At 74.5% G+C, this 14042-nt stretch carries 1 protein-coding gene; it reads right to left on the minus strand.

Annotation, left to right across the window (positions count from 1 at the left end; translation table 11 throughout):
- Position 1: 1 nt before the first annotated feature.
- Positions 2 to 13963 (minus strand): type I polyketide synthase, encoded by a 13962-nt coding sequence (locus tag KVT44_RS12640; protein ID WP_217567113.1) that lies wholly within the window; start codon positions 13961 to 13963, stop codon positions 2 to 4.
- Positions 13964 to 14042: the final 79 nt, after the last annotated feature.

Here is a 14042-nt window from a genome sequence, read left to right on the forward strand (position 1 = left end):
TTCACCCCCGCCGCCAGGACCGGAAGGCCCGCAGCTGTTCCGGCGTGACCACGGTCTCCAGGCGTTCGTCGTCCTGGTCCCCGCCACCGAGCGCGGCCAGCAGCCGCCGGGCCGGTACGTTGCGCGGAGTGCGCTCCGCCGTCAGTCGGACCTTGACGCAGCCCAGCTCGTCGGCACGGTCGGCCAGCCACCGCAACAGCCGTTCCTCGACTCCCCGGCCGAGCGCCCGGCAGCTCATCAGCCAGGCCAGTACGTCGAGTTGGTCGCCGTCCGCGTGGAGGGCGAGCAGCCCGATCTGGCCGTAGTCGCCGAACCGGTCCCGGGCCGCGGCCGTCCACACCTCACCGCGCTCCCGCCAGCGCCCGAGATCGCCCCCGTCGGCGGACCGGGTCCGCAGGGTGAACTGGTTGGTACGGCGGACGAGTTGCTCGGCCCGCTCGACATCGGCCCCGGACAGGGCCCGGATGTCGACCTCAAGTTCCAACTGGGCGAGGAACTCCTCGAATCCGGCCTGCGCGCGCACCGCGTCCCGGTCCCGCTCCTGTTCGTAGAACCGCGCCCGCACCGCGTCCTCGGCCGTCGCCGCGGCCGGAACGAGCGGCCACAACCTGCCCAGGAACGCGCCCAGTTCGGCCGACGGCGGGCAGGTCACCGACAGCACCTCCGGCAGCGCGGACCGCACTCCCGCGATCTCGACCGGGTTGTCGTCGAGGAACAGAAAGCTGTCCGGGCCGAGGCCGAGCGTCCGGGCCGCCTCGGCGAGCCGGCCGGACTTCGGGCCCCAGGTCGCGGAGAGCACGCTGAAGTGTTCGGCCTTGAGCAGGCTGTCCGGGCGGTCCAGGACGGCCCGTACCGTGGCCTCGTCGTTGTTGCTGACCAGTGCCAAAAGCGCGCCCGCCGCACGCCACTGAAGGAGCCGGCGGGCGAGCAGGGCACGCGGTCCGGTCAGGTCCACCGCCTCCGGGCCGATCTCCCCGGCCACTCCACCCCACAGCGTCTCGTCGCCGTCCACCGCGATCACCTTGGGCGCGGGGCGCCGTACCGCACGTACGACGTCGGCGAGGCACAGCGCCACCGCCGCCTGGAACTGCGGGGTGAAGGGGAGGTGGGCGATGCGCTCGGTCCGCTCGTCGAAGGGTTCCTCGACGGCGTGGCATCGGGTCCAGTCGTCGGGGCGGAGCACCGCGATGCCGGGCACCTCGGCCAGTTCGTCGGCGATCTCGCGCTCCCACCGTGCGAAGCGGTCCTGCGCGTGCGCGCACGGCAGGAAGCCGACGATCAGCGGCTTCCGCGTCCGTTCGGACAGGGCGCGCAGCGCGGCCGGGAACGCGGTACGCAACTCGGCGAGCAGCGCGTCGTCCACCGGGCCGAACCGTTCCAGGTCCGCCGCCCGCAGCAGCGCCACGCCCACCGCCGCCGTGGGGTCGGCGAAGACGCCGGAGGGGTCACGCAGGGCGGCGAGCACCTGGTGGTACGGGGCTTCCGCGACGGTCAGGCCGCCGTCCCACGCGCCCTCCTCGACCGCCGCCTCGCACAGCAGGGGCAGATTCCCGAGGGCGAAGGTGGCGGCGAGGGCGAGCGACCGGCGCGGGGCGCGGCGAGTGTCCTCGGCCGCCGCCTCGGGCACCTCCACCGCCGTGCCCGGCCTCGTACGGATCGCCGGGGTCGCCTCGACCGCCGTACCCGGCGTCGAACGGACCGCCGCCGTCGGATCGTCCGCCACCTCCGCGAGCAGCCGCAGGAATTGCTCCCCCAGTTCGACAGAGGTCGCCGCGTCCAGGATGTCGAGGTTGTGGTCGAGCCGGATCCGGCCCGCGTCGGGGGTCATGGTGATCATCAGGTCGAGGTCGGAGTACCCGGTCCCGGCGGGCAGGACCTCCAGGTCGGCGAGGCGGCCCGCCGCAGAGCGTACGTAGTTGAAGTACACCTCCACCAACGGCGCGTTCGTCCGGTGCAGCCCCTGTCGGGCGAGGGTCGACAGCACGTCCGAGAACATGGCGCCCTTCGCGAGGACCCGGTCGAGGCGGCCGTCGGTGCGGCGCAGCACCTGCGCGATCCGTTCGCCCGCCCCGGCCTCGGCCGGGAACGGCACCGGCACTCCGAAGAAGCCCACCGCGTCGTACGCGTCGGCGTGGATGCGGGTGTCGACGGGCACGGCGAGAACGAAACGTTCCTTCTGCCGCATCCTGGCGAGCAGCACGGTCAGGGTGCCGAGGCAGAAGGCGGCGGGCGTGATCGCGAGCCCGCTCGCGGCGGCCGACACTCGTTCCATGAGCCCGTCGGGGATCGTCACGCTGACGCTGCCGGCCCGGTACGAGCGTGTCGCCGGGCGGGGCCGGGCGAGCGTCAGGTCGAGTCGGTCACTGCCCTGGAAGGCCTCGCGCCATGCGGTCACGCCCTCGCCGGGGGTGTCGTCCGTCTGTTGCGCCTCGATCAGGAGATCGATGTCCCGGTTGGTGACGGCGTCACCGAGCGAGGTGCCGGACAGTTCGGCGTCGAGTTCCCCCGCCACGAGCAGCAGCGACTGCAGGTCGTTCACCGCGTGGTGCGCGCCGAACGCCAGGATCTGGCCCCGGGGACCGCCGTCGAGCAGCTCGAAGCGCCACAACGGAGGGTTCGCCAGGTCGAAGGGCGGTTCCAGCAGCCGACGCAGCCGGTCGGCCGCGTCGAGTTCGTCGTCGCCGGGCACGTCCGTCCAGCGCAGTACCGGCCGTGCGAGCTCCCGGTCCACCCGGAGCAGCCGCGCGTGTTCGCCTCCGGCACCGGTCACGATCGCGGTGCGCAGCGCGGCGTGCCGTCCAGCGAGACGGGTGAGGATGTCGGTGAGCGCCGCGCGGGTGGTGGGCGTGGTGAGCCGGAGGGCCAGGCCGACGGCGTGGGCCGCGTCCGGCATGCCCGGCCGGGCGCTGCGCAGCAGTCGTACGACATCGCGGGTCGCGGGCCGCAGTTCGCTCTCGGGCACCTCGACGGCGGCCTCGGGCCGCCGCGCCTCGGGCCGCCGTTCCCCGGCCTGCGCGACCGTGTCCCGTTCGGGCAGCACCTCGCCGAGCGCCCGGGCCAGACCGCGGATGTCGGAGGCGGAGAACACGGTGGCGGCCGGGAGTTCGGCGCCCAGCTCGCGGGCGAAGGCGTTGCGCAGCCGGACGAGCATGAGGGAGTCCAGGCCGAGTTCCTTCAGGGCCGTGGTCGCGGAGACGTCCACCGTGCCTTCGGAGACCTGGCCGACCCGGGCCCGTACATACGCTTCGAGGCGGTCCGCGCGGTCCCGTTCCGTCGTCGCCGCGAACACGCTTGCGACGAGGTCGTCCGCGCCGTCACCGCCGGTCGGTACGGTGATCAGGTCGCCGAGGATCGGACGGGTGCGGGCCGCGTCCGGGTCGTGCGCGAGGGTCTCCCAGTCCAGGGCGAGGGGGGCGAGTTGGCGACGGGAGGTGGCCAGCACCCGTTCGAAGAGTTCGCCACCGTCCTGCGGGGAGAACGCGAGCAGCCCGGACCGGCCTGCCTCGGCGGCCCGGATGCCGGACTCGGCGACCATGCCCACGCCCGCCCACGCGCCCCAGTCCAGGCTCAGCGCCCGGCGGTCGGCACGGGAGAGGTGGTGCGCCCAGGCGTCGAGGAAGGCGTTCGCCGCCGCGTACGGGCTCTGTCCCGCGGAGCCGAGGAGACCGGCCGCCGAGGCGAACAGGACGAGGCTCTCGGCCTCCGGGATCAGTTCGGTGAGCAGCGTGGTGCCGAGGACCTTGGGGGCGAGCACGCGCAGGACGCGCTCGTCGGTCAGGTTCGCCACCGTCGCGTCGTCGAGGACACCGGCCGCGTGGACGACTCCGGCGATCGGCCCCGCTTCCCGTCGTACGGCGTTCAGGGCTGCCGTCAGTTCCTCGCGGTCGGCCACGTCGGCGCGGGCGAGGTGCACGGTGGTCCCGTGTTCTTCGAGACCCCTGATCCAGCCCGCGGTGTGCGCGTCGGGCTCGCCGCGGCTCATCAGGGCCAGTCGGCGGGCGCCGCGGCGGACCAGTCGTTCGGCGACGACCCGGCCGAGGCCGCCCAGACCACCGGTGATCAGGTACACCCCGTCGGGGGTGACCTCTCCGTTGCCGCCGTCGTCGGGGCGGGTGCGGGCCAGGCGCGGGACCAGTCGGCCCGACTCCCGCAGCGCGACGAGCCGTTCGTCGTCCGCGTGCCGCAGCTGTGTCCACAGGGCGTCGACACCGTCGGTGGGCGGCAGGTCGATCAGGGTGGCCGACAGCTCCGGGTACTCCTGCGCCACCGCGAGGCCGAAGCCCCAGGCGAGGGCCTGCTGAGGGTGCGTCACCCGCGTGCTGTCACCGGCGGCCTGGCTGCCCCGCGCGACGACGAACAGACGGGGGGCCCGGCCCCGCGGCCGGTCCGCCAGCGCCCGTACCAGGTGCAGCGTGCTCAGGCAGCACAGCCGCGCCGCCTCCTCGGCCGTACCGGCATCCGTGATCGCCGGGGCGTCGAGCGCGGACAGCTGGACCACCCTCTCCGGCGGCCCGTCGGGGAAGGCCTCGTCCAGGAGGCGGGCCAGGTGCCGCGGATCGGCGGGGTCGAGCACGTAACGACCGGGTCCCTCGACGCCGAACGACTCACCCCTGCGGGCGATCACCCGCGGCACGGTCGAGCCGAGCCGCTCCTCCAGTTCGGCCGCGACACCCGTGTCGTCCGCCAGGATCAGCCAACTGCCCTCGGCGGGCGGCCGCTGCGCGGCCGGACGCGGCTGCCAGTGGGTCTCGAAGAGCGCGCCGTCCAGCGGAGACAGTGCCGCCAGTTCGAACTCCCGAGCCTCCAGCACCAGTTGCTCGTCCTCGTCCCACAGCCACAGGTCCACGGTCGCCGTGTCGCCGTCCACGGAACGCAGTCGGCAGGTCGCCCACACGGGCGCCGTGCGCAGTCCGGTGAACCTCAGCTGTCCGACGGCCGCGGGCACGAACGCCCGGCCCGCGGGCGCGCCGCCCGGCAGCGCGGCCGTGTGGAAGGCCGCGTCGAGGACGGCGGGATGCAGCAGATGACCGGCGGCGGGTGTGCGGGCCAGGCGGCCGAGGGCGGCCACCTCCGTACGGCGGCCTTCCTCCAGTCCCCGGAAGGCGGGGCCGTAGTCGATGCCCAGGGCCGCGAGCCCGGCGTAGACCGCTGACACATCGACCTGCTCGTCGCACCGTTCGCGCACGGCGTCGAGCCGCTCTTCGTCATCGGCGGCGGTTTCCGCGGTGACCACGAGACGTCCGCCGACGTGCCGCTGCCACGGCGCGCCGTGCCCACCAGCGGGTGTCGAGGCGATGGTGAAGTCCCGGAAGCCGTCCTCGGCCGGGCTCAGGACCAGTTGCAGCCGTACGGGCCGGTCCACCTCCAGCGGCAGCGGCTGTACGAACCTGACGTCGGCCAGCCGTACTTCGCCGCCGCCCCGCAGCGTGGACGCGGCCTCCAGGGCCATGTCGAGGAAGGCGGCGCCGGGCAGCCAGACCTCACCGGTGACCCGATGGTCGGTGAGATAGGCGAAGCGGCTGTCGTCGAGGTCGATGTCGGCCTGGAAAAGGTGCCGGTCGGGATCGTCGCTGGCCTCCAGGTGCGTGCCGAGGAGCGGTGATCCGCCGGCCGAGGCGGTGGCCGGGGCGGGCGCGAGCCAGTGGCGTTCGCGGGCGAAGGCATAGGTCGGCAGGCCGACCCGGCGGCCCTGCGGGAACAGCAGCGGCCAGTCGGGCGTGTGCCCGGCCGTGTACAACTCCCCCAGCCCGCGCAGCAGTACGTCGTGTCCGTCGCTCTGCCGGCGCAGCGAGCCGATGCCGACCGCGTCGATCCCGGCCTCCGCCGCCACCGCCTCGATCGACGAGGTGAGCGAGGGGTGCGGGCTCAGCTCGACGAAGTAGCGGTAGCCGTCGTCCAGCATCCGTCGGATCGTGTCCGCGAACCGGACCGGCTCCCTGAGGTTGGCGTACCAGTGATCGGCGTCCAGCCGGTCGCCGGGGACGGGTTCGGCCAGCACCGCCGAGTACAGCGGGGTCGGTGTCCGGACGCCCCTGACGTCGGAGAAGCGGTCGAGCAGCTCCGCGCGGAGCGGGTCCATCAGGGGGGTGTGCGAGGCGAACGGTGTCGTCAGCGGGCGTGCGACGATGCCCCGCTCGTCGAGGCGGTCGCGCAGCTCGGCCAGCGCGTCGGCCTCGCCGGAGACGGCCGTGGACCGGGCGCTGTTGACCGCCGCGACGAACAGGCGGCCCGCGAACGGCGTGAGCAGCTCCTCGACCCGCGCGGGCGGCAGTTCCAGGGACAGCATGCCGCCCTGGCCCACCAGCGGTACGACCGCCTGCCCGCGTCCGGTCACCACGGTCACGGCCTCGTCCAGGGTGAGGGCGCCCACGCTGTACGCGGCGGCGATCTCGCCCAGGCTGTGCCCGACGACGGCGTCCGGGCGGACGCCGAGCGCGCGCCAGGCGGCGGCCAGTGAGGCGTTGACCGCGAACAGCACCGGTTGCAGGAACTCGGTGCGGCCGAGCGGGGCGAACTCCTCCGGCGCCCGCAGGGCGTTGAGCACCGACCAGCCGACCCGTCGGTGAACGGCCTCGTCGATGCGGACCAGCTCCTCGCGGAACGCCTCCGACCCGGCCATCAACTCGACGCCCATTCCGGGCCATTGACCGCCGTGCCCGGCGAAGACGAAGGCCACCTTGCCCGTCCCGTCGTCGCGGGGCGCGGCAAGGGGCGACCGCCCGCTCGCCAACGCGTCCAGCCGTGCCAGCAGTTCGTCCCGGTCACCCGCGACGAGCGCCGCGCGCCGTTCGAAGTGGCTGCGGTGCCGGGCCAGGGTGTGGGCGACATCGAGGAGAGCGATGTCCTCGCCGGCCTCCTCGGTCAGGTGGTTCGCCAGTCGCGCGGCCTGCCCCCGCAGAGCGACCTCACTGCGTCCCGACAGCACGAACAGCCGCTTGCCCGGCGGGACTTCGTCCTTCCCGTCCGCCTTCTCGACCGGCGGGGCCTCCTCCACGATCACATGCGCGTTGGTCCCGCTGATCCCGAAGGCACTCACTCCGGCCCGTCGTGTCCGCCCGGGCGACGACGGCCAGGGCGCCGTGTCCCGCACCAGCCGCAGCCCGCTGTTCTCCCAGTCGACGTGCCTGCTGGGTGTGTCGGCGTGCAGGGTGCGCGGCAGGGTCCGGTGGCGCAGCGACTGCACCACCTTGACGAGCCCGATCACACCCGAAGCAGCCTGCGCGTGTCCGATGTTGGACTTGAGCGAGCCCAGGTACAGGGGGTGGTCCTGCGGGCGTGAGTCGCCGAAGACCTCCGCCAGGGCGTTCGCCTCGATCGGGTCGCCCAGCGTGGTGCCCGTGCCGTGCGCCTCCACGTAGTCGATGTCGGCGGGCTGCAGCCCGGACAGCTCCAGGGCCCGCCGGATCACCTGTTCCTGCGCCGGGCCGTTCGGCGCGGACAGCCCCTGGCTGCGGCCGTCCTGGTTGACGGCCGTGGCGCGCAGCACGGCCAGCACCTCGTCACCGTCGCGCCGGGCGTCGCTCAGTCGCTTCAGTACGACCATGCCGGCGCCCTCGGCCCAGATGGCGCCGTCGGCGTCGTCGGAGAAGGAGCGGCAGCGGCCGGTCGGGGACAGGCCCCGCAGTCGGCTGAACTCCACGAAGGTTCCCGGGGTCACCATCACCGTCACGCCACCGGCGAGCGCGAGGTCGCATTCTCCGGACCGCAGCGCCTGCGCCGCCAGGTGCAGTGCCACCAGCGACGAGGAGCACGCCGTGTCCACCGTCAGCGCGGGGCCGCCCAGCCCCAGCGCGTAGGCGAGCCGCCCCGAGGCCACGCTCAGCGCCGAGCCCGTACCGACGTACCCGTCCAGCTGGTCGAGGCGGGACCCCGCCAGATAGTCGCTGCCGAACATGCCGACGTACACACCGGTGGTGCTGCCCGCGAGTTCGGCGGGCACGATCCCGGCGCGCTCCAGCGCCTCCCACGCCGTCTCCATCAGCAGCCGTTGCTGCGGGTCCATCGCGGCCGCTTCCTTCGGGGTGATCCCGAAGAAGCCCGCGTCGAAGGACGTCAGGTCATCGTCGTTCAGGAAGCCGCCCTCACGGGCGTACGACTTGCCGACGGCGTCCGGGTCGGGGTCGTACAGCGCCGCCACGTCCCAGCGTTCGGCCGGGAAGGGGCCCACCGCGTCGCGCCCCTCCGCGACCAGGTTCCACAGGCCCTCCGGATCGCTCACACCGCCCGGCAGCCGGCAGGCCATGGCGACCAGGGCCACCGGTTCGTCGGAGGCCGGCGTCGTGGCACGTGCGGGCTGTGTGCCGGGAGTGGTGCGGTCGCCCACCGCGAGGACGGTGGACAGCAGGTGCGCGGCGAGCCGGGCCGCGGTGGGGTGGTCGAACAGCAGGGTGGCCGGGAGCTTGGCGCCGATCCGGGCGCCGATGCGGTTGCGGAGTTCGACCGCCGTCACCGAGTCCATGCCGAGTTCGCGCAGCGGCTGGTCGGGGCGGACGGACTCCGTCGAGCGCAGGCCGAGGGCGCGGGAGATCTCCTCGCGAACCAGGGCCAGGACGCGTTCGGCGCGTTCGGCCTTGGGCAGCCGGGCCAGTCGGTCGGCCAGACCGTCGCCGCCGCCACGGCCGGTGCGGGGTGCGGGCAGCAGCGAGCGCCACACCGCCGCCGTACCACCGCCCGTGGCGGTCACCGTCTCGCGCAGGCGGGGCAGGTCCAGGGCCCAGGCGACCAGGTGCGGGGCGCCCTGGCGCAGGGCGAGTTCGACGAGTTCGCGGCCCTGGTCGGGGGTGAGGGCGCGGTGGCCGAGACGGGCCATCCGGTCCAGGTCGGCGTGTGCGACGGCGAGGCCCTCGCCCGCCCAGGCGCCGAAGGAGAGGGACACGCCGGGCAAGCCCAGGGCCCGCCGGTGGTGGGCGAGTTGGTCGAGGTAGACGTTGGCCGCCGCGTAGTTGCCCTGGCCCGCGTTGCCGAGGACTCCGGCGGCCGAGGAGACCAGCAGGAACAGGTCGAGTCGCGCGTCGGCGGTGAGCCGGTGCAGGTGGGCGGCGCCGTCGACCTTGGGGCGCAGTACCTCTGCGAGGCGTTCGGGCGTCAACTCGGCGACCACCCCGTCGGCCAGGACTCCGGCGCAGTGCACGACACCGCGCAGCGGCGACTCCTCGCCGATACGGCCGAGCAGATCGGCCACGGCCGCCGCGTCCGCGATGTCGCAGGCCGCGACCTCGACCTCGGCGCCGAGCGCGGCCAGTTCGGCGGCGACCTCGGCGGCCCGCGGATCGTCGGGACCTTGACGAGAGGTCAGGAGCAGGCGCGGAACGCCGTGTTCGGCGAGCAGCCGGGCGATGTGCCGCCCGACGGCACCGAGACCTCCGGTGATCAGCACCGTGCCGTCGGTGGGTACGAGGGTGGGGCGGCCGACCAGGTCGAGGACGACCGGGGTGCCGGTCGCGTCCCGGTTACGGGCGCGGACGAGTCGCGGTGCGAGCAGAGTGCCCGCGCGGAAGGCGAGTTCGGGTTCCTCGGCGTGGGTGGCGGCGGTCGGGAGCGCGTCCGCCGGGTCGGAGTCGTCGAGGTCGAGCAGGGTCAGGCCGAGTTCCGGGTGTTCGGCGCGGGCGCTGCGGGCGAGCCCCCACAGCACGGACTGGGCGAGGCCGGGCACGGTGTCCTCGTCGACGGCCCCGACCGCACCGCGCGTCACCCACACGGTCCGGGCAGGCGCCTCGTCCTGGGGGAGGGCGATCAGGGCACGCAGTTCAGCCAGGGCCGCGGCCGCCAACTCCTGTGCCGCGGCGGCCGGTTCGGCGCCCGCTGCGGGGCGAGGCCAGAACCGTACGAGCACGTCGACGCCGCCCGCCCCGCTCGCGTCCGCGCCGCCCGTCCCATTCACGTCCGCGCCGCCCGCCCCGCTCCGGACGTGGGTTCCCGCCGCCGCGAGGCCACGCAGGGCCCCGGCGACCTCCGGGTCCGAGGGGTCGCCGACGACGGCCCACTCGGTGCCCGGCGCCTCGGCGGGCTGTTCGGGTACCGCCGTCCAGACCATCTCGTACAGGTGCCGGGCGTTCTCCGAGGCGCCTTTCAGGTCCGCCGGGTCCGCCGCCCGCAGTCGTACGGCCTCCAGACGCCCGGCCGGGAAGCCGTCGGTGTCCCACAGCGTGACGTCCAGGGTGAGGTCCGTGCCGGAGCCGCCCGTGCGTCGTACCGCCGCGGTGAGGTCCCTCGCGCCACCGGGCGGCAGGACGCACCGGCCCACCGCGACCGGGAGCAGCACCCGGCCGTCGGACGCGTCGAGCCCGGCGGCCACGTGCAGCGCGGCGTCCAGCAGGGCGGGGTGGAGGGGGTACGGGTCTGCCGCGTCGCGGGCCGTGGGCGGCAGCGAGAGCCGGGCCAGCAGTTCACCGTCGCCGGTCGCGACCGCCGACCGTACGCCCTGGAAGGCCGGGCCGTAGCCGAGGCCCAGTTCGGTGAGCCGCTCGTACGTCCCCGGGGTCCAGGCCTGTTCGGCCGCCTCCGGCCACACCGGGGGCCGATCCACCGTCGGCGCGGCGGGCGCGGACGCGGACACGGTGGCGTGCAGGGTCCAGCCCGTGGCCTCCTGGGCGCGCGGGCGGCTGTGCACGGTGATCTCCGGTACGGGACCGGCCGTGACCACCTCGACGGACACCTCGACCGTGCCGGAGTCGGGGAGGGTGAGAGGGCTGAGGAGGAGCAGGTCGGTGAGGTCGGACGGGTCGTCCGGGCGGGCCACGGCGAGCGCGGCGCGGCAGAGTTCCATCAGGGTGGTGCCGGAGACGACGGTCCGGCCGAACACGGTGTGGTCGGGCAGCCAGTCGGCGGTGTCCTCGGACCACTCGCCCCGGAAGGTCCAGCGGGTCTCGTCCGGCGACTGGAGCTGGATGCCGAGCAGAGGGTGCGCGGCACGGTCGAAGAGGCCGGAGGCACCGGTCGTGGACTCGGGCTCGATCCAGTGGCGCCGCGGATCCCAGGCGTACGTCGGCAGGTCGGCGGGGGCGGTGTCGGGGACCAGTCGGCGCCAGTCGATCCGCCGTCCGTGGACGTGGAGTTCGGCGGTGGCCCGGTCCAGGCAGGCGGGTCCGTCCTCGTCGCGGCGCAGCGAGCCGACGGCGACCAGGTTCTCGTGGCCGGAGTCCTCGGCGACGGTGTGCAGGGCGGTGACGAGTGAGGGGTGGGGGCCGAGTTCGACGAAGCAGCGGTAGCCGTCCGCGGCCATGCGCTCCACGGTGGGTGCGAAGCGGACGGGCTCGCGCAGATTGGTGTACCAGTAGTCGGCCTCCAGCTCCTCGGTGACCGGCTCGCCGGTGACGGTGGAGTACCAGGCGACGGAGGTCGGGCAGGTGGTGACGCCGTCGAGTTCGTCGAGGACCGTCGCGCGGACCGGCTCGACCCCGGGGCTGTGGGAGGCGTAGTCGACATCGAGGCGGCGGGCGAAGACCTGCTCGCGGTCGAGGTCGGCGAGCAGGGTTTCCAGGGGCTCGACGTCACCGGCGATCACCGTCGAGCGGCCGCTGTTCACGGCGGCGACGCAGACCCGTCCGTCGAGATCGGCGAGGCGGTCCTCGACCTCGGTGTGCGGGAGGGCGACGACGGCCATGGTGCCGGTGCCCGACAGCCCGGTCAGGGCCTGGCTGCGCAGGGCGACCACCGCGGCGGCGTCGTTCAGGCTGAGCGCGCCCGCGACGCAGGCCGCGGCGACCTCGCCCTGGCTGTGCCCGACCACGGCGTCCGGCCGTACACCCCGGGCCCGCCACACCGCGGCCAGGGACACCATCACGGCGAACAGGACCGGCTGTACGACGTCCACGCGGTCCAGGGACGGGGCGCCCTCGGCGCCGCGCAGGACGGCCGCCACCGACCAGGTGGTGAAAGGGCGCAGGGCGGCGTCGCAGCGGTCGAGTTCGTCCGCGAACACCGGGTCGCGGTCGAGCAGATCGCGGGCCATACCGGCCCACTGGGAGCCCTGGCCGGGGAAGACGAAGGCCAACTTGCCGGTGGGGACGGCCTGCTGAGGTCCGACGACCGTATCGGTATCGGTGCCGGTGTCGCTGTCCGTGCCGCTGTCGGTTCGGCCCTCGGCGAGTGCGCGCAGGGCGGTCAGCAGGCCGTCGCGGTCGGCCGCCCGGACGACGGCCCGGTGCTCGAAGTGCGTGCGGTGGTGGGCCAGCGTCGCGGCCACGTCGGGCAGCGCCGGCCGCGGCTGTTCGTCGAGCGCTTCGAGGAGGCGGGCGGCCTGGCCCCGGAGGGCGGGGAGGGTACGGGCGGAGAGCGGGAAGAGGGTCGCGCCGGGGAGCTCCGTCGGGGGTGTCCCGGTGGCCGGCCGTACGAGATCCCGCGGCGCCTCCTCCAGCACCACGTGCGCGTTCGTACCGCTGATCCCGAACGCGCTCACCCCGGCCCGCCGCACCCGGTCGCCGCCCCGCGGCCATGCCCGGGCGGCGCTGTGCACCCGCAGGCCGCCGCCCGCCCAGTCAACGTGCTCGGTCGGGGTGTCGGCGTGCAGGGAGGCCGGGAGCAGTTCGTGGCCGAGGGCCAGAACCGTCTTGATGACACCGCCGATGCCCGCCGCGGCCTGGGTGTGACCGATCTGGGACTTGAGGGAGCCGACGCCGAGCGGCCGGTCGGCCGGGCGCCCCGGCCCGAAGACGGCGGCGAGCGCCCGGCCCTCGATGGGGTCGCCGAGCCGGGTGCCCGTGCCGTGGGCCTCGACGTGGTCCAGGTCGTCCGGGCGGAGTCCGGCCGCGTCGAGGGCGGCCCGCACCACCCGTTCCTGTGCCGGGCCGCTCGGGGCGCTCAGGCCCTGGCTGCGGCCGTCCTGGTTGATGGCCGACCCCTTCACGACGGCGAGGACCCGGTCGCCGTCGCGGCGCGCGTCCGCGAGCCGCTTGAGCAGCACCAGACCGCAGCCCTCGGCCCACACCACGCCGTCCGCGTCGGACGAGAACGGGCTGCACCGACCGGACGGCGACAGCCCGCGCAGCCGGCTGAACTCGACGTGTCCGCGCGGGGTGACAAGGAGCGTCGCGCCGCCTGCCAGCGCGAGGTCGCACTCGCCGCTCGCCAGCGCCCGCGCGGCCAGGTGCAGGGCGACGAGGGAGGAGGAGCAGGCGGTGTCGACGGTGACCGCCGGGCCCTGGAGTCCGAGGGTGTAGGCGATGCGTCCGGAGGCCACGCTGGACGCCGAACCGGTGCCCACGTGCCCGTCGAGCCGGCCGAGCGCGACCGAGGCCTGGTAGCCGCTGTCGTACAGCCCGATGTAGACGCCCGTGGAGCTGCCGTTCAGGGTGTCCTGGACGATCCCGGCGCGCTCGATGGTCTCCCAGGCGGTCCCGAGCAGCAGCCGCTGCTGGGGGTCCATGGCCGCGGCCTCGCGCGGTGAGATCCCGAAGAAGTGCGCGTCGAAACGGTCGATGTCGGAGAGGAAGCCGCCGCGCAGGGTGTACGCCTTGCCGGGGGCCTCCGGGTCGGGGTCGTAGAGCCCTCGGGTGTCCCAACGGCCCGCGGGCACCTCGGTGATGGCGTCCTCGCCGGAGGCGAGCAGCCGCCACAGCGCCTCGGGGTCGTCGGCGCCGCCGGGGTAGCGGCAGCCCATGGAGATGACGGCGATGTCCTCGTCGCCGCGTACGGGCGCGTCCGCCGGCACCGGCGCCGCCGCGCCGACGGGCCCTTCGTCGAGGACCGCCGCGGCGAGCGCCGCGATGGTGGGATGTTCGAAGACGAGGGACGGCTCCACGGCGCGGCCGATCCGACCGGAGAGCTCCGCGGCCAGGGTCACCAACTGGCGTGATCCCAGGCCGAATTCGGCGATCGGCCGCTCGGCGTCGACGGCCAGTGTGTCGAGCCCGGCCGCCTCGGCGACGGCCGACGTCAGCCAGGCCCGCACATCCTCGGAGGTCACGTCCTCGGAGGTCGTGACGGACATCTCGGGGAACTGCTTCGGGGACTCGCTCGCAGGCATCGGGAAAGGTGTCCTCGTGAACTCGGGTTCAGGCGGATTCCGTACGACGGGTACGGCGACCGTGGACGGCGACCGGTCG

Origin of the sequence: Streptomyces sp. GbtcB7 (assembly GCF_019091445.1) — a bacterium.
Taxonomy (GTDB): domain Bacteria; phylum Actinomycetota; class Actinomycetes; order Streptomycetales; family Streptomycetaceae; genus Streptomyces; species Streptomyces mirabilis.

What these genes read in the sequence shown, in the direction of transcription:
- KVT44_RS12640 (WP_217567113.1), bottom strand. Translation starts at nt 13,963, where the DNA reads ATGCCTGCGAGCGAGTCCCCGAAGCAGTTCCCCGAGATGTCCGTCACG.